We start from the raw sequence: 24,422 nt of genomic DNA, 5'->3' as shown, positions 1-24,422 counted from the left end.
TCTATGTTATACTTTTAAGAATAAAATCTTGACGTTCATCTACACTACCAAAAGGAACTTCTATACACGAATATCCAAATCTAGTGTAGGTTTCTAATAAGTGGTGATGAATATCTTTTGCTTGTGCAAAACTTTCATATCGTTCATTATCCGACACATATATTTCTTCCCAAGGAGGTAATAAAAAGATGTGATCGTAGGTGTGGTTTTTACATTCATTTATAAAATCATCACCATAGGTTTGATCAAAATAGTCCATATACGCTAAAACATCAGGTATCCCTCGATCATAAAATAAAATATCGTCATTTTTTGATGTAGCATCTGTATACTGCTTGATTCGTCCATTTAGAATCTGAGTGTTAAACTCATAGGGATCAGAGACAGATACTATGGGGTTAGAGGCAAAGGTCGTAGATTGATCACTTTCTTTTGCTTCTTGAGTCATAGATCGTATAACTTCATGAAAGCAGAAAAAATTGGAAGCTTCCAGTTTAACAATAACAGAAGTTTTTCCTGTTCCTGGTGCTCCTGTGATTACGATTCTTTTTTTAGTCAAAGCGGTATTTTTCTACAAATCTCGTGATTATAAAGGGAATTTTAAAAGAAGTTGTTTAAACTTTTCTTGGTTAGAGAAGGCAAGACTAAAATTATACCCACAAAATTTTAGGATAAATTGTAAAATGACATAAATCGTAGAGAGTATTAATATTAATATAAAGCTCTGTTAAAGTTCAATTTGCCCGTTTGATTTTTTAGTAACTTCCTTAGCAATTCACATACAATTGCTTTATTTAGACTAGTTAAATACAAATCCTAAAATTAAATTTCATGCCGGTTTACAATTTGAAAATAAATGGAAAACCTCATACTGTTGAGGCTGATCAGGATACCCCTCTTCTTTGGGTACTTAGGGATCATTTGGATATGGTAGGTACAAAATTTGGCTGTGGTATTGGCCAATGCGGAGCGTGTACTGTACATGTCGACGGATCTGCAACCAGAAGTTGTTTGTTACAAGTGGGTAATGTTGAGGATATGGAGATTACTACTATCGAAGGTATTTCAGAAGATGCTTCTCATCCAGTGCAACTAGCTTGGAAAGAAATCGATGTGCCACAGTGTGGGTATTGTCAAGCCGGGCAAATCATGTCGGCAACAGCATTTCTCGAACAAAATGCAAACCCAAGTAGATCAGAGATTAGAGATGCGATGAGTGGTAACATATGTAGATGCGCCTCTTATAATAGAATAGAAAAGGCCGTTGAACTTGCTGCTAGTAAAAAATTGAGCTAACCAATTAAAAACTTATCAAATGAAACAGATGATATCACCTTCCTTTAGTAGAAGGTCATTTATAAAAACTTCTGCATTGGCAGGAGGAGGAATATTAATTGGTTTTAACTTATTTCAGGCCTGTAAGCCAGAAGCAGCTCCACCAGTTGATATTACTCAATTAAACTTCAATGATTTTAATGCATTTATTAAAATTGCAGATAATGGTATGGTTACTATTTTTTCTCCTAATCCAGAGATAGGACAAGGAGTAAAAACATCTATGCCAATGCTTATTGCCGAAGAACTAGACGTATCTTGGGATAATGTGCATGTAGTACAAGGTGCTTTAGATACCAAAAATTTTACAAGACAAGTAGCTGGGGGTAGTCAGTCATTACGCCAAGGATGGGAACCTCTGCGGCAAACAGGAGCAACCGCAAGACAGATGTTAATTAATGCCGCGGCTGCAAAATGGGGAGTAGACCCATCGACTTGTAAGACTGAAAATGGTGTGATTATAAATGCAAATGGTGATAAACTTGGATATGGTGAAGTCGTTAAAGAAGCCGCGGCACTCGAAGTTCCGGAGAATGTGGCACTCAAAGAAATCAAAGATTTTAAAATTATAGGTACAGATGCTAGTAATGTAGATATCGATAAAATAATAACCGGTAAACCATTATATGGTTTGGATTATAAAGAAGAAGGAATGCTTTATGCGGTTGTATTAAGACCGCCTTCTTTTGGAAAAAAACTTGAAAGCTTTGATGCTACTGCTGCTAAATCTATTACTGGAGTACAAGATGCAATTAGATTTGGAGATAAAGTAGCCGTTTTAGCCAGCAATACGTGGGCAGCCATGAAAGGTAAGAAAGCGTTACAGGCTACCTGGATATCAGACTCAGAATTAGAGAGTACCGAAAAACATGATAAAATTCTAACAGGATTATTAGATGGTAAAGAGTTTAATACGTTACGTGCAGATGGTGATGTGAAAAAAGCATTTGCTGAAGCGGATCAAGTAATTGAGCGTACGTATGAGTCTCCTTTTCTTCCTCATAATTGTATGGAACCAATGAATTTCTTTGCAGATGTAACTGCAGATAAGGTACGTTTGGTAGGGCCTATACAAACTCCCGCAGGAACAGGACGTAGGGTAGCAGAATTATTAGAAAGAGATCCAGAACAAGTTACAGTAGATATGACCAGGATGGGTGGCGGTTTTGGAAGAAGATTGTACGGTGATTTTGCCTTAGAAGCTGCAGAGATATCCAAATTGGCTCAAAAACCTATTAAGGTTGTATATTCTAGAGAGGATGATATGGCAGCAGGGATTTATCGCCCGTCTATAAAATATAGAATCAAAGCCTCTGTAAAAGATGGAAATATTACAGGGTATCATCTTAAAGAAGCATCTGTAAATTCTAATATGTATGGATTAATCCCTAATTTTTTCCCTGCTGGAGCGATAGAAAATTATCAGGTAGATGTTGCTAGTTACGATAGTAATATTACCACAGGAGCATGGAGAGCGCCATATACGAATTTCTTATCATTTGCAGAGCAAAGTTTCTTTGATGAGATCGCAGAAATACTTGAGGTTGATCGTATCAAACTACGATTAGATTTACTACAAAAAGTAAAAGGAACCACAGATGATAGAATTCAATACTCTCCAGAGCGATTAGAAAATGTGATTAAGGTTGCGGTGGATAAATCTGGATGGGGTAATGCCAAAGAAGGAGTCTATCAAGGATTTAGTGCTTATTATTGTCATAATACACATGTGGCCGAGGTAGCAGATGTAGTATTAGAAAATGATATTCCGGTAGTTAAAAAAGTAACGTGTATTGTAGATTGTGGTATTGTTGTTAATCCGCTGGGGGCCAAAAATCAAATCGAAGGTGGTGTTATTGATGGTGTAGGTCACGCCATGTATGGTGATTTTGCATTTAAAGATGGAGCACCAGTAGATACAAATTTTAATACCTATCGCTTAATACGTATTAATGAAACACCAGTTGTAGAAACGCATTTTATAGAAAATGATATTGCCCCAACGGGGCTTGGTGAACCTACCTTACCACCAGCTGGGGCTGCCGTTGCTAATGCAATAAAGGCTGCAAAAGGAATACGATTGTATAAACAACCTTTTATAAAACACATGAAAGGTAATGCACCTTTAGGATAGGAGAATATTGTATGACACACGAGTTTAAAGAAATTATAGCATCATATGCTGTAGCCAAACAACAGGGTATTCCTGCTGTTATGGCTACAGTTGTAGATGTAGAAGGGTCGTCATATCGAAGACCTGGAGTAGGGATGCTTATTTTAAAAAATGGAAAAACTATTGGCGCCGTTAGTGGGGGATGTGTTGAAAAAGAAGTGCTGAGACAGGCACAAACTGTATTTGATTCTGGTAGCCCTAAAGTAATGACCTATGATGGTAAATATCGTTTAGGTTGCGAAGGATTATTGTATATTTTGATTGAAACCTTTGAGATTAATAATGCTGGTATTGAATCGATTCAAAAACATCTCGAGCTAAGAATTCCATTTGATATTAAGTCATTTTACTCGAAGATAGATGATCATAACTCAAATATGGGATCTGTAGTAGTGTTTGAAAAAAGTAATACATTCTTCTTTTCTGATCAAGTGGATCAAGTATCGTTTCCTCAACATACAGATACTGAATGTTTTTTTAGGGAAATGAAACCTTGTTTTAGGTTAATAATCATCGGTGCAGAGCATGATGCTGCTCAATTGTGCACCTTAGCCTCTGTCATGGGGTGGGAGGTTGAGGTTATTTGTTCGCCTAAAGCCCCGAAGAATTTAGAAGATTTTCCTGGAGCAAAAGAGGTAACTCCAGTGTCTCATGAGGAGTTACGTATTACAAATGATGATGATCAAACTGCAATAGTGCTAATGACACATAATTTTGCTAAAGATCTGTTGTATTTACAAGCGATAAAAGATGTAAATGTTTCATATATAGGCTTATTAGGTCCTGCTAGGCGTAGAGAAAAGTTACTCTCTGCATTTATAGAATATTATCCAGAAGTTACAGCCGAATTTATCGAGATTATTCATGGGCCTGCGGGATTAAACCTTGGTGCCGAAACGCCTCAAGAAATTGCCATAGCAATAATTGCAGAGATTTTATCTGTGATTAGAGATCAGGACCCAATTCCTTTACAAGATAAAAAAGGAGCCATTCACGATGATTCTAAAAGGAAAAGTATAAAAACTATCCATGTCAAAGACTAAGATAGCACACCTTATACTTGCTGCGGGTTCTTCGAGTAGAATGGGTACACCAAAACAATTGTTACCTTGGGCCAATACTACATTAATTGAGAACGCGATCCAACAATCACTAGCACTAGAGAACGTAGATACTTTTGTCGTACTTGGTGCAAATTTTAAATTGATTAATGATCGTATTAAAAATTCATCTATTACGATACTCAATAATACCAATTGGCAGTCGGGAATGGGGTCTTCTATAAGTTGTGGGATTAATTATATAGTACATAAAGATTTCTGTTATGATGCCGTGTTGATCTCAGTAATAGATCAACCCTTAATCGAAGCCGATCATTTTAGTAAGCTGATTACTGGTTTTAAGGAAAAACCTGATCATATCGTTGCTTCAGATTTGGGAAACAGAATAGGTGTTCCTGCATTGTTTTCTAAAAATTTGTTTAGCGAGTTATCAAAATTTAATAAGGATTATGGAGCTCGGTATTTGATTGATAAATATCAAAATAGGACAAAAACTATTCCTGCAAAGGATATTGCGATAGATGTGGATACGGTAGAGCAATATGAGGCATTATATAAGCGTAAATTTTTGAGCTAAAGAATTTATTACAAGGTCGTTTTTATAAATAAGAACGCTTATCTTTGTCAAAATTTTTGTTGGGGATTAATATATGAGTGATTCAGAAGAGTTCTATAAAAAATTAAAGGTACAATTGGCGGATACAGCGCTATGGCCTACTGCATATTTATACAAGTTTATCGTACCTACAGATGATACCAAAATACAGCAAATAGAAAGCATATTTGATAATTTGGGAGCGGTGATTAGTACAAAACAGTCCAAGAATGGAAAATACACGAGTGTTTCTATTAATGTACGGATGAAGAATCCTGATGAGGTAATCGTTAAGTATAAAGAAATCTCTTCAAAAGTTGAAGGTGTTATTTCACTATAACAAGGTGCTTGGATTGTAAGGGTACTTTACAATATATCATTTAAGTGGCTTAAAAAAATGAATAATAAGCTGCTTTATTTTACGTTTAAAAAAAATCAACTTACTTATTTTATTTTAGTATTTTGCGGAACGAATTATTTTTGCTTCAAAAAGAGAGAGAATAACTTCACTTTTTATTTTTACATTTTATGGATATTAACAATTTAGAATATAATACTGAGCGTGAAAAACTCATTATTCCTGAGTATGGTCGTCATTTACAGAAGATGATTAATTTTACTGTTGCAATTGAAGACCGAGAAGAGAGAAATAAAGTAACCAAATCTATTATAGCGGTTATGGGAAACTTACAGCCTCATTTAAGAGATGTGCCTGAGTTTCAGCATAAGCTATGGGATCAGTTATTTATTATGAGTGATTTTAAACTAGATGTTGATACTCCTTTTCCAGTTTTAACTAAAGAAAAACTGCAGGAACGACCAGAACCTCTAGATTATCCTCAAAATTTCCCTAAATATCGTTTTTATGGAAATAATATAAAAAGGATGATCGATGTTGCAAATAGTTGGGAAGATGGCGATTTAAAAAACGCACTTACATTCACGATTGCAAATCACATGAAAAAGTGTTATTTAAACTGGAACAAAGATACTGTTGAAGACAGTGTTATTTTTGATCATCTTTTTGAATTGAGTAACGGAAAAATTAATCTAAAAGGAAGTACAGAAGATTTAACCGATTCTTCAAACTTACTAAGAGGTAGTAATAAAAAGAAAAAACATACCAATACCAATAATAGCGGTAAGAAAAACTACCGTAGTAGAGGTAAAAAACGTTATTAAATCTTTGAAACCAGCAATAAATTAGATTACTAACCACAAAAGATTAACAAATACATGGGTACTTTTCAAATAGAAGGAGGGCATCAGCTTAAAGGAGAAATCACTCCTCAAGGAGCAAAAAATGAAGCCCTTCAGATTCTTTGCGCTGTTTTACTTACAGCAGAAGAAGTTACAATTTCTAATATACCTGATATACGCGATGTCAATAAATTGATAGAAATCTTAGGTAATCTAGGAGTTAAAATTCAAAAACTTGATAAAGGAACATATTCTTTTAAAAGCGATGAATTGGATCTTGATTATTTAGAAAGCGAAAAATTTAAGAAAGAAGGAAGTGGCCTTAGAGGATCTATTATGATTGTGGGCCCATTATTGGCTAGATTTGGAAAAGGATACATTCCGCGTCCCGGTGGTGATAAAATAGGAAGAAGACGTTTGGATACTCATTTTGAGGGTTTCATAAATCTTGGCGCAAAATTTAGATATAATAAAGAAGAACGTTTTTATGGAGTAGAAGCGCCAGATGGTCTAACAGGCACGTATATGTTGTTAGATGAAGCTTCTGTAACTGGTACTGCTAATATCGTAATGGCAGCTGTATTAGCCAAAGGAACAACTACTATTTATAATGCTGCATGTGAACCATATCTACAGCAACTTTGTAAGATGCTAAATGCAATGGGAGCAAAAATCTCTGGTGTGGGTTCAAACTTACTTACCATAGAAGGGGTAACCTCCTTAAATGGTTGTAATCATCGTGTATTACCAGATATGATCGAAATTGGTTCATGGATTGGTCTTGCGGCAATGACCAAAAGTGAAATTACTATTAAAAATGTAAGCTGGGATAATTTGGGAATAATTCCATCGACCTTTAGAAAGCTTGGGATTACTGTAGAGCGAGTTGGAGATGATATTTATATTCCTGCACATAAAGATGGGTATCAAATCGAAAGTTATATCGATGGCTCATTTATGACTATTGCCGATGCTCCTTGGCCAGGATTTACTCCTGATTTATTGAGTATTGTATTAGTTATAGCTACTCAGGCTCGAGGAGAAGTTATGGTACATCAAAAAATGTTCGAGAGTCGTTTGTTTTTTGTGGATAAACTGATCGATATGGGAGCAAAAATAATCTTATGTGATCCGCATAGAGCTACTATTATTGGACATGATTTTAAGTCTACTTTAAAAGCTACTACAATGGTCTCTCCAGATATTAGAGCTGGTATTTCATTATTAATAGCTGCTTTAAGTGCAAAAGGTACTTCTACCATTCATAATATAGAACAAATTGATAGAGGATATGAAAATATCGATGAACGTTTAAGAGCGATAGGTGCCAAAATTGTAAGAACTACATAATTTAGGCCCAAAACTTAGTTCATGAAGTTGGTTTTGTATTAGGAATTTAGGTTAACGTACTTTCGATATTATATTTTTTTATCGTTTTGGCAGAAATCGGAATTGAGTTTTTTCTAATATCATCCCATTTTATTTTTAATCGTTTAATTTCTTTTTGAACATGTTCGTTATCGGTAGAATCAAAAGTCAGTAAGAACTCAAATTCTTTTCTAATAGCAGCGTATTCATTCCCAGAATTATGATATTGGTTTGCTATTTCTGGTAACTTTAAGAAAGCAAGAACACTGGTTAAAATAGTGGCAACAAGACTAATAAGACCTGTAAGTATTATAAGTGTTTTATCAGTGTCTTTTTGTCCTAAAGATGCAAATATACTAGACCCTACTATGGCAGATAGGACTGCCGATAAGATTCCTATATTCCTATGTTTTCTTCTAGTAGCTTCTGCCATAGATAAATGGCATTTAAGTAGGATTTGTGCATCTTCAACCCATGTCGAGATTAACTCTTGTTGTTCTTTGGTCATTACTTTTTGATATTATCGAAGGGGTATTATTATTGGTGTATAAAAGATATTTAAACGATTATGGCAAACTAAACAAAATCCTAATATTAGATAAACTACATTTTTTATTTAGATATCTAGAATAGCCCGCATATTTTAAAGATATAAAAATATTTAATATTGAAACGATTTAGGAGTAAACTTATGCATAAGAAATGTAGCAATGTTACAGTTTGTTTTAATAAGGATATGTAATAGAGTTATTTCTGTAAATAAGGAATAGTAAAATAAAATGTGGTGCCTTTATCTTTTTTACTTTTCAGCCATATTTTTCCATCTAACATTTCTACATATGCTTTGGCAATAGACAACCCAATACCTGCACCTTCCAGTGCATAACGATCCTCAATGTCTGCCTGTACAAAACGATCAAAAATAGCCTCTTGTCTATTTTTGGGTATACCTATACCAGTATCCTGTACATAAAATTGCAGAAATTGATCTTTCTGTTTGTATCCAAATTCGATTTGTCCTTCATTGGTATATTTAATTGCATTTTTTACCAAATTTGTAAGTACGGCATTAAACTTTTCCTTATCTGTTTGTATAATAGCTTCCTCGGGATTTAAGCCATTATGAAGAGATAGAGAGATTCCTTTTTTGTCGGTTTCTGGCTTAAAAAATTGATAGAGATATTCGGTCTGTTCATTTACATCTACTTCATTGGTAAATAATGTTACTTGATCGGCCTCTATTCTAGATATATCGATAATATCTTTTATGATATTTAACATTCTAGCACCACTTTCTTTAATCAAATCTAAATACAATTTTTGCTCATCTCCTGTAAGTTTAGGCTCTTTAAGCAATTCGGCAAGTCCCATAATACCGTTCATTGGAGTACGAATTTCGTGACTCATATTGGCCAGGAAAGCAGATTTAAGTCGATCACTTTCTTCTGCTTTTTCTTTTAATCTACTTAATTCGATCTCATATAACTTTATTTCGGTGATATCAGTAATGGTTCCGACATAACCAATAATTTGATGCTTTTCGTTATACTCGGGAATAGCTTGACCTAGCACCCAGGTTATAGATCCATCGGGTTTAAGGAATCTATATTCTGCATCAGAATCTTTACTTTGCCCGGTTGACGCATACCACTCCTTTTTTAGCTTTTTTCTATCCTCAGGATGTACTGCCTTGAACCACCCATCATTAATTGATTGTTCTTGAGATAAACCAGAAATTGAACACCATTTTGGATTTACAAATGTTGTTTTCCCGTCTGCTTTGGTCATAAAAATTCCAACAGGTACTAAGTTTGTTAATGTATGATATCTGTTTTCTGTTAATTGAATAGCTTTTTCTGCTACTTCGAATTTTTGGCGATAGGTAAGTGAATGATAAATATCCTTAAAAGTCGAATGATTGGCGCGATACGTTTCTTTTTCAAAATGCTTTAAGTAGAGTGTAAATAGTATACTATAAAAAATACCGGTAAATACTTTAGAAACTAATCCTGAATAGAGAATTTTTATAATATCATCGAAATACCAAAATGATCCTAGCGAAAAAAAGATAGCATCAAAACTTAAAACGATAGTCATGGTGAGTAACATTCTTAAAAATAAAGATGATACGTATTTCGAAATAAATTCGAAAAGGAAAATAATAAGAATCGAATCGAGAAATAAAATCGCAGTACCTACAAATAGCACAAATACGTTGGTGTAGAAAAATTCAGTCGAAATGTCAAATGGATTATAACTATCGGCACCTTCAATATTTAAACGAAAAGAGATAAGAAGAAAACATAAAAGAACATTAGCAATCACTAATGCATAAATTAATCTTCTTGCTGTGCTAGCATCTTCTTTAATATAAATGAGTAATACTGCAAAAAGTGTAGCAGAAAATAAAATCGAAGATCCGGGAGAGACTAATAGCGTATCAGAAATCTCAAAATAAAGCGTACTCGCTAGAAATACTTGAATAAATTGAAATAGTCCTAATGAGGTGAACAACAACCCCATACCCATAATGGTGCGTAGACGGAATAATAATAATATCAGCGAAGCTACTATCAGGCCCTGAAACAGGAAAATCGATATTTGATAAAAATTTATACTGTCCATAAAATCCAAAAAATCCAATGCAATAATTGGATGATCACTTAGGGTCTTAGTTTAAAACCCATATTCAATGCGTTTTTGTTTAATTTGGGTTCCTTAAAGCTACGAACAATTACTAAACTTTCGTTACGGTATAACCGTAATGTTTAATACTAGTAAAATGTTCTGATTTTTGCTTAATTATGTTAAGGATTATCATGTATGCTAGAAGAGTTGTAGGGTTAATTTTTGCAATCTGAAAAATATTTAGTTCCTTCGTTAAAAACAGAAAACACACTTTGGAAGACTTAAAGAAAACAATACTGTCCTATGCACAAGTGAGTGATTCGGATATGGCATTTGGTCTTCAGTTTTATAAAAAGCAAACCTTCAAAAAGGGAAGCTTTCTTTTGCAACCGGATCAGCATATTGAACATTTTTATTTTATGAAACAGGGCTGTGTTTCCTATTATACTGTAGAAGAAGGAACAACTCAAGTCATGGAGTTTTTTACAGAAGGATATTTTTTTACAGATTTATATGCATATATACAAGAGATTCCGTCTCAGTCATATTTAGAAGCATTAGAAGATATTATTGTGTATTCGATATCAAAGACAGATGTACAAAAAGTATTTGATCACTCCCACCAAATGGAACGTTTTGGAAGGTTGTCTATGCAAAGAACATTTGTAATCAATTTTCAAAGAATTAATCAACTTCGTAATCTTACAAATCAAGAACGATATTTAGAATTATTAAAAAAACGACCAACTCTTTTTCAACGTGTTCCTCAATATCTCATTGCGTCATACCTAGGAGTAACGCCAGTTGGACTTTCCAAAATTCGTAAAAGACTTAAATCTAACGAGTAATTTGACATAAAATACTCGGAACCAGAGTAGTCGTATATGATCAAGTTGTTATTTGTGTAAAAGGAAAAGTTAAGAGTCTCTAAAATTCTATATTTATTATACTAGTTTAATGAGAATCCATTAAATATTCACGAAATTTATTGTGCAATTAATAGCCAATTTCAAAAAATATTACATTATGGCCGATCAATATATAGATTTAGAGACTCTTAAGTACCTTTTATACGATGTTCATCACCTGGAAGATGTATTACAACAAGATCGTTTTGCTGATCATGATCAAGAATCTTTGGATATGTTTTTAAACTCTGTAAAAGAATTTTCGGATAGAGAGTTATTTCCTTATATCAAAGAAATGGATGAACAACCAGCCTATCATAAGGATGGCACCGTAATAGTGCATAAGCAAGTTGGAGTGATGATGAAAAAAGGGGGTGAAATGGGGCTTATTTCGGGAACCTTTGATTATGAGGCTGGTGGATTGCAATTACCCATGATGCTGTATACAGCATCAGCTTTTATTCAAGATGCTGCAAATAATCATTTACCAGGATACGTTGGTCTTACTCTGGGGGCGGCAGAGCTTATTATTCATTTTGGGAACAAAGAACTTAATGATACATACGTTCCTAATATGTTATCTGGACAATGGGGAGGTACCATGTGTCTTACCGAACCACAGGCAGGAAGCTCACTTTCTGATGTAGTTACCAAAGCGATACCTACCGATAATGGGTCTTATAAAATATCTGGACAAAAAATATTTATTTCTGGTGGAGATCACCAATATGCAGATAATTTTGTTCACCTTGTTTTGGCACGTATAGAAGGTGCCCCAGCAGGAACCAAAGGAATTTCATTATTTGTTGTACCCAAAAAACGACCCGATGGTAACGGAGGTTTGGTTTCTAACGATGTTACTACCGTAGCCGATTTTCAAAAACTTGGACAACGAGGATATTGTACGACGCATTTAGGGTTTGGAGACGCAGATGATTGTCAAGGTTGGTTAGTAGGAGAACCGCATCAAGGCTTAAAATATATGTTTTTGATGATGAATGGGGCTCGTATTGCAGTTGGTCGCGGAGCGGCAGCTATTGCAACGGCAGCGTATCAAGCATCACTTCAATATGCAAAAGAACGCCCACAGGGACGTAAACTAACTAATGCAGGAAAAAAAGACTTGGACCAGGGACAGACATTAATTATCAATCACCCTGATGTACGTAGAATGTTATTATTACAAAAAGTGATAGCCGAGGGCTCATTGAGTTTGGTGTTATTGGCTTCAAAATATTACGATTTTAAAGAAACACTTAAAGATCCTACCGAAAAAGAAAAATATAGTCTGCTATTAGAATTAATTATCCCAATGGTAAAAACATATCCATCAGATATGGGAGCACATGCTGTATCTAATGGCTTGCAAATATTAGGAGGATATGGATTCTGTACAGATTTTATTCTTCAACAGTACCATAGGGATATTCGAATTTTTCCTATTTATGAAGGAACAACCGGTATTCAATCCCAAGATTTATTGGGTAGAAAAATTGTTATGGGTAATGGAAAAGCGTTAGAATACCTGACTAATGAGGTTATGCAAACCATTGAAAATGCTTCTAAATACGACGACCTTAAAAAGTATGCAAATACCTTGGGAGAGAAATTAAAATTAGCCCAAAAAGTTGTAGGGTTCTTAATTGGTTTCGCTCAAAAAGGAGATTATGAACGATTTTTGGCAGATGCTACACCGTTTATGGAGTTCTTTAGTACTATTACTATGAGTTGGATATGGCTTGATATGGCGATTCATGCCAAAAATACTTTAGTAGTTGGACAAAAGAAATATAGTGAAGAGTTTTACGAAAGTAAGATTCATGCCATGAAATTTTTCTTCACATATGAATTACCCAAAACCAATGGTTTAGCAGAAATTTTAATGAATGATGAAGTGCTCACCATAGCAGGAGAGAAAGAAGTTTTCAACTCATAAAACAAGTATCAATTTTATTATCAAACTTATTATTTAATACATGAGCAGTATAAAAAAATCGTTCAATCTTGAAGGAAAAGTAGCCATAATCACAGGATCAAGTAAGGGAATAGGAAAAGCTATTGCCAAAGGTCTTGCAGAACATGGAGCCAAAGTAGTTATCAGTAGTAGGAATCAAGAGGCTGTAGATGAAGTTGTTTCTGAGTTTAAAGCCAATGGTTTGGATGCTGTTGGTATTTCTTGTCATATAGGAAAACCAGAACAACGAAAAAACCTTGTTCAAAATGTTATAGAGCACTATGGTAGAATTGATATTTTGGTCAATAATGCGGCTATTAACCCTATTTATGGCCCTATCGAAGATGCCGAAGAAGAAGTATTTGATAAAATCATGGATGTTAATGTAAAAGCACCATGGATGTTATCAAATTTAGTATTGCCTTCTTTTAAAGAAGCGGGAGGAGGTAGTATCATTAATATAGCCTCGGTTGAAGCCATACATCCAGGTGCTGGATTAGGATTATATAGCACGAGTAAAGCGGCCTTATTGATGCTAACAAAAAATCAAGCTAAGGAATGGGGACAGCATGGTGTACGAGCCAATGTATTGTGTCCTGGATTAATAAAAACGAAGTTTAGTGCGGCTTTATGGCAAAATGAAAAATTACTTCAGAAAATAGAAAGAACCTTACCTAGTTCAAGAATGGGAATGCCCGATGAAATGGTTGGTATGGTATGTTTATTAGCATCAGATGCCGGAGCATATATGACTGGTAGCGTGTATAATGCAGATGGAGGATACCTAATTGCAGGTTAACTGTAGTACTGCAAAAAAAACATAAAAATTGTACTAAATACTTACGTAGAATGAATTTTGATTATTCAGAAAAAATAATGTCACTTCAAGAAAAACTTAACCGTTTCTTTGAAGAACATATACTTCCGGTAGAAAAGGAAGTGAGTGCCTTTAATTATGACCCCAAAAATTTATGGAACCGTTGGCCAGGAATGGAAGACCTTAAAGAAAAAGCAAAGAATGCGGGCTTATGGAATCTTTTTCTTCCGAAAAGTTATGGAGATTTAAGTCCAGGGCTTACCAATTTAGAATATGCTCCTTTGGCCGAAATTATGGGACGCGTATTATGGTCTTCAGAAGTGTTTAATTGTAATGCTCCCGATACGGGGAATATGGAAGTACTGGCAAAGTATGGATCTCCAGATCAACAAAAACAATGGTTAGAACCTTTAATGAATGGTGAGATACGTTCGGCTTTTTTAATGACCGAACCGCAAGTGGCTTCATCTGATGCAACAAACATAGAAACGTCAATTGTAAGTGATGAAGATCATTATGTAATCAATGGCCGTAAATGGTGGTCATCGGGTGGTATGGACCCACATTGTAAAATAGCCATTATTATGGGGAAAACCGATCCCAGTGCACATAGGCATCAACAACAAAGTATGATTTTAGTGCCGATGGATACGCCGGGGTTAAAAATTATTAGACCATTATCTGTTTTTGGATTTTATGATTCTCCAGAAGGACATGCCGAAATTGTTTTGGATAATGTACGCGTACCAAAAGAAAATTTAATCTTAGGTGAAGGTAGAGGTTTTGAAATTGCTCAAGGACGTCTGGGGCCAGGACGTATTCATCATTGCATGCGATTAATTGGTATGGCACAACGGTCATTAGAATTAATGTCTGATCGAGCATCAGAACGTATTGCATTTGGTAAAACATTTAAAGATTTTAGCAGCATTAGACAAGAAATAGCATTATCCAAATGTGCTATAGAACAAGCACGATTACTCACGCTTTCTGCAGCAGATAAGATGGATAAAGAAGGTAATAAAACTTCAAAAGATCTTATTGCCATGATTAAGATTGTAGCTCCTAATATGGCTTTAGAGGTTATCGATAGAGCAATGCAGATTCATGGTGGTAAAGGAGTTGGACCAGATACGCCACTAGCGCACTTTTTTGTAGCTGCAAGAATGCTTCGATTGGCCGACGGTCCAGATGAGGTGCATATGTATCAATTAGGGAAAAGTGTAATTAACACCTACGCCAAACAAAAAATATAACTGTTGTAATACCAATAAAAGCAAATTGTTGATTGGCGTATGTCACTCGCAATTTTAAACTTCATGAAAATGCAAAACGTACGCAAAGGCGAAGAATTAAATGAAAAAACGTTGAAGATCTTTCTTGAGAAAGAAGGACTTATTGATCATAATCAAAGCGATTGGACGGTAACACAATTTACTCATGGTTACTCTAATCTCACATATTTGTTACAGATAGAAGAAAAAGAATATGTACTACGTCGTCCACCTTTTGGAGCAATAAAAAGAGGACATGATATGGGTAGGGAGTTTAAAGTACAATCTGGGATTTACACTTCTTTTCCTAAAGTACCTAAGATGTATGCATATACCGAAGATGAAGATATTTTAGGTTGCCCTTTTTATATTATGGAAAAGGTCGATGGTATTATTCTTAATGTACATGAGGCTAAAAAAAGAAATATTTCCACTCTGGATTTTAAGACCATCTCTGATTCATGGTTAGATACATTTGTAGAATTACATAACATAGATTACAAAACTTCTGGATTATCAGATTTAGGCAAACCCGAAGGATATGTTGAAAGACAGGTGCTAAATTGGGGTAAACAATATCTAAAAGCAGCAACCGAAGATGTGCCAGCAGCAGATAAAGTGATGCGTTGGATGGAAGACAATCAACCTAAAGAATATAGGTATAGTTTGGTACATAATGATTTTAAGTATGATAATGTCGTTTTTAAAGATGATAGTTGGAAAGAAGTCAACGCTGTTTTGGATTGGGAAATGGCAACATTAGGAGACCCATTAATGGATTTAGGAACTTCTCTTGGATATTGGACCATGGCAAGTGATCATCCATTTGTACAACAAGGTATACCATCTCCTACAATTATGAACGGTAATCCAAGCCGAAGTGAGATTGTAGAATCATATATAAAGAAAAGTGGGAGAGAAGTCAATCACTTAGTCTTTTACTATGCATTTGGTCTTTTTAAAATAGCAGTAATTGCACAACAGATCTATTATAGATATAGTAAAGGACTTACAACAGATCCTCGTTTTGCAAAATTAAACAAAGCAGCAGAATTGCTTTGTAACCTGGCATTACAAGCCATTCATGATAAAAAAATAGATTAATAATTACGAAGTAGTCAAAAGGAGAAAAATGGATTATTTAGCATCAACATATTTTTTCGATTATAAGGCAGAAGAGATTCAAGAACTTATAAAAGAATTTAAAAATGATACATTAACGGCAAAAGAAAAGGCAGTTCAATTGTATATCAAGATAAGAGATAACTGGCGATATGACCCCTATAACATAAGTTTATTAAAGAATGGATATATAGCAAGTAGCATAGCCAAAAAGACAAAGGGACACTGTGTTGATAAATCAATTCTTTTAATTGCTTGTTTGCGAGGGTTAGGAATTCCAGCAAGAATTCATCTGGCTAAAGTTAAAAATCATATTGGAGTAGAAAGATTGACCGAAAAATTTGGAACTAATGAATTGACTCCTCATGGTATGGTTAATATATATCTTAATGAAAAATGGGTAAAGGCTTCTCCTGCTTTTAATGCATCCTTATGTCGAAAATGTAATGTATCTCCGTTAGAATTTGATGGTGAAAATGATTCTATATTTCAGGAGTACAATAATGAAGGTAATGTTTTTATGGAGTATCTAGAGGATTATGGCCATTTTGAGGATCTTCCTATAGATTTTATTTTCAATAATATGAAAGAACATTATCCTCAAATAGTAGAAAAATATCAAGGATTAGATGCAATCAAACTATAAATAACATACATACACACAAAAATGAGTACTACATATACAGGGGTTACTCCAGAACAATTTCAAGATTTTACAACCTTAAAAGTAGAAGGTCCTTTTCAAATGTTAAACTTACTTAAATTTAAAGATAAAGTAGAAGAAACGGGAACTTCTGGGGCAGAAGGATATGCACAATATTTGCAAGCTGCAATGCCGTTTTTTCAAAATTCGGGGGCTAATATAGTATACCACGGAAAACCACTTATGGGTATTATTGGTCCAAGTGATCATTTAGAATGGGATAAGATACTCATTGTAGAATATGCGGCTAAAGAAGATTTCCTTAACATGATTACGGCTGATGGTTACCCTGGAGATCTACGAAGTAGAGCATTAGAAGATTCAAGATTAATTTTATGTACTTCAAAATAAAACATTGATATGCAAGTAAACAATAAAATAGTAATTGTTACCGGAGCGGGATCAGGTATTGGTGCGGCGACAGCTAAACATTTTGCAGCACATAATGCCAAAGTGGTAGTGTCTGATATCAAAGAAGAAAAAGCACAAAAAACGGCTAACGAAATCAATCAAAATGGAGGAGAAGCTACTGTAATAGTGGCTAATGTTGCAAAGTTTGAAGATGTAGAACAATTGATCGAAAAGACCGTGGCCAAATATGGTAAAGTAGATATTATGGTTAACAATGCAGGGATTGGGCCAAAGAATATGGCAAGAACTGCAGAGTATACTTTTGAAGATTGGGACAATGTGATTGCTGTAAACCAAACCGGAGTTTTTTATTGTATGAAAGCCGCTTTACAACAAATGGTAAAGCAAGGAGGGGGTAATATTGTAAACATCGCTTCTCTTGCAGGATTAAAGGCTTCCTTGAACAACTTATCGTATTGCGCAAGTAAATTTGCTGTTGTTGGAATGACAAAATCGGCAGCATTAGAGTATGCCACCAAAAATATAAGAATCAATGCCGTTTGTCCTGGTTATACAGAATCGGCATTGCTAGACAAGCTACTATCCGTACGGCCAGATATGGATCAACGATTAAAAAGTGTGATTCCTATGAAACGATATGGGATGGCTGATGAAATAGCCGAAGCCGTGGTATGGCTAGCTTCAGATAGTACAAAATTCATTACAGGACAAACCATAACTCTTGACGGCGGAACATCATTATAAAACTAAAAAGAACTATATCATACACACCATGAACAATAAGCAACTAATTTTTAAAAAACGCCCAACGGGACTTCCTGAAGAAGATACATGGGAATTACAAACAAATCCAATTCCTGAACTTAAAGATGGAGAAGTATTGATACAACAACATTATATTTCTTTGGATCCAGCTATGAGAGGTTGGATGAATGAAGGAAAATCCTATATCGAACCAGTACAAATCGATGATGTTATGCGTGCCGGATCTGTAGGTACAGTTATTAAGAGTAATAATCACCCAAAGTATAAAGAAGGTGATTGTTTAACTGGTTGGGGAGGAGTACAGCAATATTCGATAACAGATGGTAATAACTGGTATCAAGTAGATCCAAAATTAGCACCATTACCCATGTATATCGGAACCTTAGGAATGCCCGGAATGACCGCTTATTTTGGAATACTAGAAGTGGGAAAAATTAAAGAAGGTGATACTGTTTTAGTATCCGGAGCTGCTGGAGCAGTTGGTAGTATAGTTGGGCAAATAGCCAAAATTAAAGGCTGTAAGGTTATAGGGATTGCAGGCGGAGCGGATAAATGTAAATATATTGTAGATAAGCTTGGTTTTGATGGGGCTATCGATTACAAATCCGAAAATATTCATGCAGGTTTAAAACGAGAATGTCCTAAAGGAATTGATGTGTATTTTGATAATGTTGGAGGCGAAATTTTGGATGCTGCATTGGCACGTTTACGAATGCACGCACGAATTGTTATTTGTGGCGCAATTTCTCAATACAATAATAAGGTGGCAATCAAAGGTCCAAGTAATTATTTATCATTATTAGTGAATCGTGCCAGTATGCAAGGCATGGTAGTTATGGATTACGCCAAGGATTATGGTAAAGCGGCTATGGAAATGGGCGGATGGATGGCTCAAGGAAAATTGAAAAGTAAAGAAGATGTTTATGAAGGAATTGAGAATTTTCATGAAACATTTTTACGACTATTTTCTGGAGATAAAATGGGTAAACTGGTATTAAAAGTAATCGAAGAGTAATAGCACATATGAAGGCAGTAGTTTGTAAACAATTTGGTCCCCCTTCTAGCCTTGTACTAGAAGAAGTAGAAAGCCCAAAATTAAAGGATAATGAAGTGGTGGTTCAGGTAAAAGCGTGCGGAGTAAATTTTCCGGATACGCTAATTATCCAAGGATTATATCAATTTAAACCAGAATTGCCATTTACACCAGGTAGCGATATAGCAGGAGTAGTTAAACATGTGGGTTCTAATATTAATCATGTAAAACCTGGGGATGAGGTTTTTGGATTTGTAATGCATGGTGGCTATGCTGAAGAAGTAGTAGTGCCAGGTAATGCTTGTTTTATTAAGCCTCCAATGATGGAGTTTCCGATTGCTGCTTCTTTTATGATGGCATACGGTACATCATATCATGCTTTAAAAGATAGAGGGCAATTAAAAGAAGGAGAAACCCTATTGGTATTAGGAGCATCAGGTGGAGTAGGATTAGCCGCAGTTGAGCTAGGAAAATTGATGGGTGCTAGAGTGATTGCCGCGGCATCTTCAGATACAAAATTAACATTGTGCAAAGAGTATGGTGCAGCTGAGGTCATTAATTATACTACCGAAGATTTAAAGTCTAGAATTAAAGAGCTTACCGATGGTAAAGGAGTAGATGTTGTCTATGACCCTGTTGGTGGTAATTATGCCGAACCAGCTATTCGAGGGATGGCTTGGGAGGGTAGATATTTGGTTGTAGGTTTTGCTGCGGGAGATATTCCTAAAATTCCATTAAACCTTGCTTTATTAAAAGGAAGCGCCATTGTAGGTGTGTTCTGGGGAAGCTTTGCTATGAAAACTCCTAAAAAAAATATGAAAAACACTATGGAGCTGATGCAGTGGTACGCCGCAGGAAAGCTAAAACCTCATATCCATAAAATATACCCGTTGAGCGAGGCTTCAAATGCATTAGAAGATATGATGAATCGCCAGGTAAAAGGAAAAGCTGTTATAGAATGTTCTTGAGAAAAAGAAAAAAGATTGAATTTTGATACAAAAAAAGAAGTTCAAAAAATAAGAAAACAATAGTATGAGATTACAAAATAAAATAGCAGTTGTAACAGGAGGTGCCCGTGGCATTGGAAAAGGTGTGTCTGAACTATTTGCAAAAGAAGGAGCTACCGTAATTATATGGGATTTGTTGGAAGATGGCGAGCAAACTGCGAGTAATATTAATAGCAAAGGACATCAAGCCGAATTTACCAAAATCTCAGTCACTGATAAACCAGCCATCGAGAAAGAGGCAGAAAGAATACATCAGAAATATGGTAAAATAGATATACTAATCAATAATGCAGGGATAACCAAAGATCGAACATTACATAAAATGAGTGAAGCAGAATGGGATGCCGTGGTAGATGTAAATTTAAAAGGTGTGTTTTTGTGTACACAAGTTGTTTCAAAATATATGAAAGACGCGGGATATGGTCGAATTGTATCTGCAGCTTCTAATGTAGGGCTACGTGGTAATTTTGGACAAACGAACTATGCAGCTACTAAAGCAGGAGTGATTGCCATGTCTAAAACTTGGACTATGGAGCTTGGTAAATACGGAATTACAGCAAATGCATTGGCCCCAGGATTTACATTAACCGAAATGACAGAGCAAATCCCAAAAGAACACCTAGACGGAATCAAAAAACAAATCCCTCTTCAAAAAGCAGCAACTCCTTTGGATATAGCTTATGGATATTTATATCTCGCATCAGACGAAGCATCATATGTGTCTGGTATTTGTTTAACCATTGATGGCGGGATTTCTAGGTAAGATTAACAATCAACAAAGAAGCAAAAGGATTATTAAATAATAAGATCATGAACCAACTAATTTGTAAAAATTTTGAAGAGTTTAAAACCTACGAAGGGAAATCATTACCTACAGGAGAGTGGCTTATCGTAACCCAAGATATGATCAATGCTTTTGCCAATGCTACATTGGATTTTCAATGGGTGCATGTAGATTTAGAACGCATTAAAAAAGAATCCCCATTTAAAAAACCAATAGCTCATGGATTTTTATCAGTGTCTCTATTGTCTAAAATGTTGATGGATTTAATTCATATAGAGAGTTTTGCAATGGGTGTAAATTACGGGCTTAATAAAGTACGTTTTCCGCATCCCGTACCTGTAGATTGTAGATTACGATTACATAGTAGTATACAAAAGATTGAGGCTTATGCCGATAATGGTTTAAAAATCACATGGGACTGTTCGGTAGAAATCGAAGGTATCGAAAAACCTGCTTGCGTAGCAGAGTTCGTATCATTGATGTTTGAAGGATAACTTAGATTCAATTATGTTCTGAACAAAACAATTTTACCTTTTAAGGTAGATATTACTTGATCCTCATATGTAGGTCAAGTTATTTTTGAGTATCGAATGTTGGTAAAAAAACATCTTTCGTAATGGCAAAAGGTAATTTATCTTCTTGAGAATTATATGCGCCTCCAGTATAAACGGCAACCATATTTAATTCTGGAATGACCATAATGTATTGCCCTCCATTGCCAGTAGCTGTTTTAGAAATAACTACTTTATTATCTATTTTGAACGGGATATTCCACCATAAATAACCATAATCTATACCCGTAATTTTTGTTTTTGGAGTAGTAGCTTCTTCGATCCATTGTTGCGAAACAATCTGTTTTTGATTCCATTTGCCTTGATGTAGAACTAATAAGCCAAGTTTTACCATATCTCGAGAGGTCATATATAATCTTTTGCCAGACGGGATTACTTTTTTGTCGGATGTGTGTCCCCAACGTATATTGGTGATACCTAATTCGCTAAACAGATAGGTGTCGGCAAATTTATCTATTGTCATACCTGAAGCTTGACTTATTATTTCGGCAACAAGCATTGCACCCATCGAACAGTAATTAGAAACCGTACCAGGTTCATTAACCATAGGTAAATCAAGAGTGTATTGAAGCCAATCTTTTTTTCTGTACACTTTGTCTTCTTGTCCTTTTGACTTTTTATCCCAGTCATTGCATTCAAGCCCGGTAGACATAGTTAGTAGGTGTTTGATCGTAATTTTTTCTTTTCTATCGTCGATATTTTTCTGCGGAATTGGATTTTTGAGATATTTTGATATAGGATCATTAACGTTATCTATGAATCCTTTGTCAATGGCAATGCCCATTAAGATAGATCGTATACTTTTTGTGGTTGATCGAAGATCGTGGGGTATATCTGCTGTAGTATTATTAAAATATTCTTCGATGATTATTTGATCATCTTTGACCAATAATACACTATGTAGCTTATTCTTTCCATTTTTGGCTTGGTTGAAAAAATGATAGATTCTGGTTGTATCTATATTTAATGATTTAATATTATTTGTTTTTAACCCATCATTGAGTTTTTCTGGTTGCACATAAGTATAGGTATCCTGCGCAAAGGATAATGTGTTGATTAATAGAGTAAAAACAATGGGTAAGATGGTGTTTTTAAACATGATGATCATCTTTTTAAATTAGAAATAAACAGATCATATAGGCCACAATTATTGAGCCAATTTTATACCATTTGTGGTTATTATGGATTAGATATTCTTTCTGGACGCTACTTTTAATTCTACTATGACCAAAACAACAATAATGGTTATTTCTAATAAAAAATAAACGAACCCCAAAGGAGTGAGGTGTTCATAATGAGAACAAATACTCCAAATAGATATACCACAATACAAAAGATTTAAAATGGCTATACCGGTTAACCATTTACGAAACTTCTTTTTAACCGATACATAACAGCATATGTCATAGATTAAAAAAACTACAGGAAAAAAAGCCAGAAAATACAATATGTCCACAGGTAACCCTATGACATGTATAAACATAGGAAAAACACTGCCTAAAATTAATGCCGATAGCAAAGCACCAATCCCATCAAATAAAAAGAGTGTTTTTGGTTTTGAATACATATTACCTTGTATTAATTCTTGAAAGTACAATTTCTATTTTGGTATGCATTTTCTTTTCACCATCTATTTTTAAAACTGTGCATTTTAGCTTCTTTAACCAGTTGAGGTGAGTTTTATGTGTTCTCCCATCAAAATTCGGGTTTTCATATTGATTAGCCCATTCTAAAAAAGCTTTGGATTTTTGTAGTATGTTTTTATCGGTTAGAAGTTTTTCTCCATAGCGTTGGATTTCCCTTTCTTTAAGCCTTTCTATTCTTTTTTCATTCTGGAGATGTATAAATATTACTAGATCAAATGTTGTTTCCCATTCCTTCCCCCAACTTATCATAGAACCACTAATAATCACATTTTTAAATTTTCGAATATCAGATTTTAAGTTTTCATTTCTAATGACTAGTGGTAGTTTTTCCTGAAAAGGAACTTTTGTAGGTTTCCAATAGTAATTATCTGTGTCCAAATGAACAAAATGGGTTCTCTTTTCTATTTCTTTTCCCAATGTTGTGGTTCCCGAACCTGATGCACCTATAATTAGTACTTTCATTTAACTTGTTTACCTGTGATAAATAATAAAGCACCACTAGATAAAATCCAGAAGGCAATGCTAAAAGTGAATATTCTAAAACCTGTAAGACTTGTGAATACAAAACTAGTAAATCCACCGATCACTGCAAAAAGTGTAATAAAGATCCCTAAGTATCCTATCCATTTAGGAAATTTGTTCTCTAATAAAATTATAAATGAATATAAGAGTATTGCAACACAACAAGCCACAATAAAAATATAATCTAAAGAGGTATTTATTGCAAAACTAAAATTGGTTATGGGCTTTAGGATATCAATGTTTTGATCTAATCTATCTGCATATTGATTCAAGAAATAGGGTAGTACTAACCCATTAAATAGTGCCGCAAACATAGCTGCAATAAGACTAAATGATATAGTGATAAAAGCCAATACCGATAATCTACGTGTATCCAAAATACGTATGGTAAGACCATAGAATCCAAATAAAATAATAGGAAGGCTGCATATGGCAAGCGAATGAGTTATGGTAATAGTTTGCGAAATTTTGATAATATGTGCAATACTGCCACCAGAAGGATGTAGTATCATTGTAATGATAATAAGTAACGCACCTAAAATAAGAGAAATACCTGTGCTTTTGTAAAAAGAATTGTCCATTT

Annotated in this window: 26 protein-coding genes; 19 read left to right on the top strand and 7 right to left on the bottom strand. The window is 34.7% G+C overall.

Annotated elements, in window-relative coordinates:
• Position 1: 1 nt before the first annotated feature.
• Positions 2 to 559 (bottom strand): AAA family ATPase, encoded by a 558-nt coding sequence (locus tag DK508_RS07030; protein ID WP_109300048.1) that lies wholly within the window; start codon positions 557 to 559, stop codon positions 2 to 4.
• 272 nt (positions 560 to 831) lie between these two features.
• Between DK508_RS07030 and DK508_RS07025 the strand changes: the two genes are divergently transcribed.
• The 7 genes from DK508_RS07025 to murA all read left to right on the top strand — a co-directional run bounded on the left by DK508_RS07025 (position 832) and on the right by murA (position 7,714).
• Positions 832 to 1,296 (top strand): (2Fe-2S)-binding protein, encoded by a 465-nt coding sequence (locus DK508_RS07025; RefSeq protein WP_109300047.1) that lies wholly within the window; start codon positions 832 to 834, stop codon positions 1,294 to 1,296.
• Between the two features lie 19 nt (positions 1,297 to 1,315).
• Complete coding sequence (locus tag DK508_RS07020; protein ID WP_109300046.1) at positions 1,316 to 3,469, top strand: xanthine dehydrogenase family protein molybdopterin-binding subunit; 2,154 nt, start codon at positions 1,316 to 1,318, stop codon at positions 3,467 to 3,469.
• Positions 3,470 to 3,480: 11 nt separating this feature from the next.
• Positions 3,481 to 4,551 (top strand): XdhC family protein, encoded by a 1,071-nt coding sequence (locus tag DK508_RS07015; protein WP_109300045.1) that lies wholly within the window; start codon positions 3,481 to 3,483, stop codon positions 4,549 to 4,551.
• Positions 4,538 to 5,146 (top strand): NTP transferase domain-containing protein, encoded by a 609-nt coding sequence (locus DK508_RS07010; RefSeq protein WP_109300044.1) that lies wholly within the window; start codon positions 4,538 to 4,540, stop codon positions 5,144 to 5,146. Before DK508_RS07015 ends, DK508_RS07010 begins: the two co-directional genes overlap by 14 nt.
• Positions 5,147 to 5,219: 73 nt before the next feature.
• A complete protein-coding gene (locus DK508_RS07005; RefSeq protein ID WP_109300043.1) occupies positions 5,220 to 5,504 on the top strand; it encodes a DUF493 family protein in 285 nt (94 codons plus the stop codon).
• Between the two features lie 188 nt (positions 5,505 to 5,692).
• Entirely contained in the window at positions 5,693 to 6,346 is a 654-nt protein-coding gene (locus DK508_RS07000; protein WP_109300042.1) for a DUF4290 domain-containing protein, read from the top strand.
• A gap of 54 nt (positions 6,347 to 6,400) precedes the next feature.
• Entirely contained in the window at positions 6,401 to 7,714 is a 1,314-nt protein-coding gene (gene murA / locus DK508_RS06995) for a UDP-N-acetylglucosamine 1-carboxyvinyltransferase (RefSeq protein ID WP_109300041.1), read from the top strand.
• A gap of 46 nt (positions 7,715 to 7,760) precedes the next feature.
• Here the strand turns inward: murA and DK508_RS06990 are convergent, their stop codons facing one another.
• Together DK508_RS06990 and DK508_RS06985 are read right to left on the bottom strand one after the other, a co-directional pair.
• Positions 7,761 to 8,240: an SLATT domain-containing protein gene (locus DK508_RS06990; protein WP_109300040.1), complete on the bottom strand. Its 480-nt coding sequence runs from the start codon at positions 8,238 to 8,240 to the stop codon at positions 7,761 to 7,763.
• Between the two features lie 239 nt (positions 8,241 to 8,479).
• Positions 8,480 to 10,357, bottom strand: coding sequence for an ATP-binding protein (locus tag DK508_RS06985; RefSeq protein ID WP_109300039.1), 1,878 nt, complete (start codon positions 10,355 to 10,357; stop codon positions 8,480 to 8,482).
• A 275-nt stretch (positions 10,358 to 10,632) separates the two neighbouring features.
• Between DK508_RS06985 and DK508_RS06980 the strand changes: the two genes are divergently transcribed.
• The 12 genes from DK508_RS06980 (at position 10,633) to DK508_RS06925 (ending at position 21,593) form a co-directional block, all read left to right on the top strand.
• The gene (locus tag DK508_RS06980) at positions 10,633 to 11,208 is read left to right on the top strand and encodes a Crp/Fnr family transcriptional regulator (RefSeq protein WP_109300038.1); all 576 of its coding nucleotides are present in this window, start codon (positions 10,633 to 10,635) and stop codon (positions 11,206 to 11,208) included.
• Positions 11,209 to 11,386: 178 nt separating this feature from the next.
• Positions 11,387 to 13,204, top strand: a complete 1,818-nt coding sequence (locus DK508_RS06975; protein WP_109300037.1) for an acyl-CoA dehydrogenase — start codon at positions 11,387 to 11,389, stop codon at positions 13,202 to 13,204.
• Positions 13,205 to 13,244: 40 nt separating this feature from the next.
• The gene (locus tag DK508_RS06970; protein WP_109300036.1) at positions 13,245 to 14,021 is read left to right on the top strand and encodes an SDR family NAD(P)-dependent oxidoreductase; all 777 of its coding nucleotides are present in this window, start codon (positions 13,245 to 13,247) and stop codon (positions 14,019 to 14,021) included.
• 50 nt (positions 14,022 to 14,071) lie between these two features.
• Positions 14,072 to 15,295, top strand: a complete 1,224-nt coding sequence (locus DK508_RS06965; protein ID WP_109300035.1) for an acyl-CoA dehydrogenase family protein — start codon at positions 14,072 to 14,074, stop codon at positions 15,293 to 15,295.
• 69 nt (positions 15,296 to 15,364) lie between these two features.
• Positions 15,365 to 16,417, top strand: a complete 1,053-nt coding sequence (locus tag DK508_RS06960; RefSeq protein WP_235016314.1) for a phosphotransferase family protein — start codon at positions 15,365 to 15,367, stop codon at positions 16,415 to 16,417.
• 28 nt (positions 16,418 to 16,445) lie between these two features.
• A complete protein-coding gene (locus tag DK508_RS06955; RefSeq protein WP_109300033.1) occupies positions 16,446 to 17,081 on the top strand; it encodes a transglutaminase family protein in 636 nt (211 codons plus the stop codon).
• Positions 17,082 to 17,102: 21 nt separating this feature from the next.
• The gene (locus DK508_RS06950) at positions 17,103 to 17,489 is read left to right on the top strand and encodes a hypothetical protein (RefSeq protein WP_109300032.1); all 387 of its coding nucleotides are present in this window, start codon (positions 17,103 to 17,105) and stop codon (positions 17,487 to 17,489) included.
• A gap of 9 nt (positions 17,490 to 17,498) precedes the next feature.
• Entirely contained in the window at positions 17,499 to 18,254 is a 756-nt protein-coding gene (locus tag DK508_RS06945; protein ID WP_109300031.1) for an SDR family NAD(P)-dependent oxidoreductase, read from the top strand.
• A gap of 28 nt (positions 18,255 to 18,282) precedes the next feature.
• Positions 18,283 to 19,290 (top strand): NADP-dependent oxidoreductase, encoded by a 1,008-nt coding sequence (locus DK508_RS06940; protein ID WP_109300030.1) that lies wholly within the window; start codon positions 18,283 to 18,285, stop codon positions 19,288 to 19,290.
• 8 nt (positions 19,291 to 19,298) lie between these two features.
• A complete protein-coding gene (locus DK508_RS06935; RefSeq protein WP_109300029.1) occupies positions 19,299 to 20,276 on the top strand; it encodes an NADPH:quinone oxidoreductase family protein in 978 nt (325 codons plus the stop codon).
• Between the two features lie 64 nt (positions 20,277 to 20,340).
• Positions 20,341 to 21,078, top strand: coding sequence for a 3-oxoacyl-ACP reductase FabG (gene fabG, locus DK508_RS06930; protein ID WP_109300028.1), 738 nt, complete (start codon positions 20,341 to 20,343; stop codon positions 21,076 to 21,078).
• A gap of 47 nt (positions 21,079 to 21,125) precedes the next feature.
• Entirely contained in the window at positions 21,126 to 21,593 is a 468-nt protein-coding gene (locus tag DK508_RS06925) for a MaoC family dehydratase (protein ID WP_109300027.1), read from the top strand.
• A 79-nt stretch (positions 21,594 to 21,672) separates the two neighbouring features.
• Here the strand turns inward: DK508_RS06925 and DK508_RS06920 are convergent, their stop codons facing one another.
• From DK508_RS06920 to DK508_RS06905, 4 genes are all read right to left on the bottom strand, one after another.
• Positions 21,673 to 22,770 (bottom strand): serine hydrolase, encoded by a 1,098-nt coding sequence (locus tag DK508_RS06920; protein WP_235016312.1) that lies wholly within the window; start codon positions 22,768 to 22,770, stop codon positions 21,673 to 21,675.
• 87 nt (positions 22,771 to 22,857) lie between these two features.
• Complete coding sequence (locus tag DK508_RS06915; protein WP_109300025.1) at positions 22,858 to 23,238, bottom strand: hypothetical protein; 381 nt, start codon at positions 23,236 to 23,238, stop codon at positions 22,858 to 22,860.
• 1 nt (position 23,239) lies between these two features.
• A complete protein-coding gene (locus DK508_RS06910; protein ID WP_109300024.1) occupies positions 23,240 to 23,779 on the bottom strand; it encodes an AAA family ATPase in 540 nt (179 codons plus the stop codon).
• On the bottom strand, positions 23,776 to 24,420 hold the full coding sequence (locus DK508_RS06905; protein ID WP_109300023.1) for a hypothetical protein: 645 nt from the start codon (positions 24,418 to 24,420) through the stop codon (positions 23,776 to 23,778). The genes DK508_RS06910 and DK508_RS06905 overlap by 4 nt, the downstream gene beginning before the upstream one ends.
• Positions 24,421 to 24,422: the final 2 nt, after the last annotated feature.

It is taken from the genome of Aquimarina sp. AU474 (assembly GCF_900312815.1).
Classification (GTDB): Bacteria; Bacteroidota; Bacteroidia; order Flavobacteriales; family Flavobacteriaceae; genus Aquimarina.
The sequence above is the reverse complement of the archived record's forward strand: the minus strand, read 5'-3'. Positions and strand labels throughout refer to the sequence as shown.

Bases quoted from the DNA above. Each gene is read 5' to 3' on its own strand.
- DK508_RS07025 (WP_109300047.1), top strand. From the start codon at position 832: ATGCCGGTTTACAATTTGAAAATAAATGGAAAACCTCATACTGTTGAG.
- DK508_RS07020 (WP_109300046.1), top strand. From the start codon at position 1,316: ATGAAACAGATGATATCACCTTCCTTTAGTAGAAGGTCATTTATAAAA.
- DK508_RS07015 (WP_109300045.1), top strand. From the start codon at position 3,481: ATGACACACGAGTTTAAAGAAATTATAGCATCATATGCTGTAGCCAAA.
- DK508_RS07010 (WP_109300044.1), top strand. From the start codon at position 4,538: ATGTCAAAGACTAAGATAGCACACCTTATACTTGCTGCGGGTTCTTCG.
- DK508_RS07005 (WP_109300043.1), top strand. From the start codon at position 5,220: ATGAGTGATTCAGAAGAGTTCTATAAAAAATTAAAGGTACAATTGGCG.
- DK508_RS07000 (WP_109300042.1), top strand. From the start codon at position 5,693: ATGGATATTAACAATTTAGAATATAATACTGAGCGTGAAAAACTCATT.
- murA (WP_109300041.1), top strand. From the start codon at position 6,401: ATGGGTACTTTTCAAATAGAAGGAGGGCATCAGCTTAAAGGAGAAATC.
- DK508_RS06990 (WP_109300040.1), bottom strand. From the start codon at position 8,240: ATGACCAAAGAACAACAAGAGTTAATCTCGACATGGGTTGAAGATGCA.
- DK508_RS06985 (WP_109300039.1), bottom strand. From the start codon at position 10,357: ATGGACAGTATAAATTTTTATCAAATATCGATTTTCCTGTTTCAGGGC.
- DK508_RS06975 (WP_109300037.1), top strand. From the start codon at position 11,387: ATGGCCGATCAATATATAGATTTAGAGACTCTTAAGTACCTTTTATAC.
- DK508_RS06970 (WP_109300036.1), top strand. From the start codon at position 13,245: ATGAGCAGTATAAAAAAATCGTTCAATCTTGAAGGAAAAGTAGCCATA.
- DK508_RS06965 (WP_109300035.1), top strand. From the start codon at position 14,072: ATGAATTTTGATTATTCAGAAAAAATAATGTCACTTCAAGAAAAACTT.
- DK508_RS06960 (WP_235016314.1), top strand. From the start codon at position 15,365: ATGCAAAACGTACGCAAAGGCGAAGAATTAAATGAAAAAACGTTGAAG.
- DK508_RS06955 (WP_109300033.1), top strand. From the start codon at position 16,446: ATGGATTATTTAGCATCAACATATTTTTTCGATTATAAGGCAGAAGAG.
- DK508_RS06950 (WP_109300032.1), top strand. From the start codon at position 17,103: ATGAGTACTACATATACAGGGGTTACTCCAGAACAATTTCAAGATTTT.
- DK508_RS06945 (WP_109300031.1), top strand. From the start codon at position 17,499: ATGCAAGTAAACAATAAAATAGTAATTGTTACCGGAGCGGGATCAGGT.
- DK508_RS06940 (WP_109300030.1), top strand. From the start codon at position 18,283: ATGAACAATAAGCAACTAATTTTTAAAAAACGCCCAACGGGACTTCCT.
- DK508_RS06935 (WP_109300029.1), top strand. From the start codon at position 19,299: ATGAAGGCAGTAGTTTGTAAACAATTTGGTCCCCCTTCTAGCCTTGTA.
- fabG (WP_109300028.1), top strand. From the start codon at position 20,341: ATGAGATTACAAAATAAAATAGCAGTTGTAACAGGAGGTGCCCGTGGC.
- DK508_RS06925 (WP_109300027.1), top strand. From the start codon at position 21,126: ATGAACCAACTAATTTGTAAAAATTTTGAAGAGTTTAAAACCTACGAA.
- DK508_RS06920 (WP_235016312.1), bottom strand. From the start codon at position 22,770: ATGTTTAAAAACACCATCTTACCCATTGTTTTTACTCTATTAATCAAC.
- DK508_RS06915 (WP_109300025.1), bottom strand. From the start codon at position 23,238: ATGTATTCAAAACCAAAAACACTCTTTTTATTTGATGGGATTGGTGCT.
- DK508_RS06910 (WP_109300024.1), bottom strand. From the start codon at position 23,779: ATGAAAGTACTAATTATAGGTGCATCAGGTTCGGGAACCACAACATTG.
- DK508_RS06905 (WP_109300023.1), bottom strand. From the start codon at position 24,420: ATGGACAATTCTTTTTACAAAAGCACAGGTATTTCTCTTATTTTAGGT.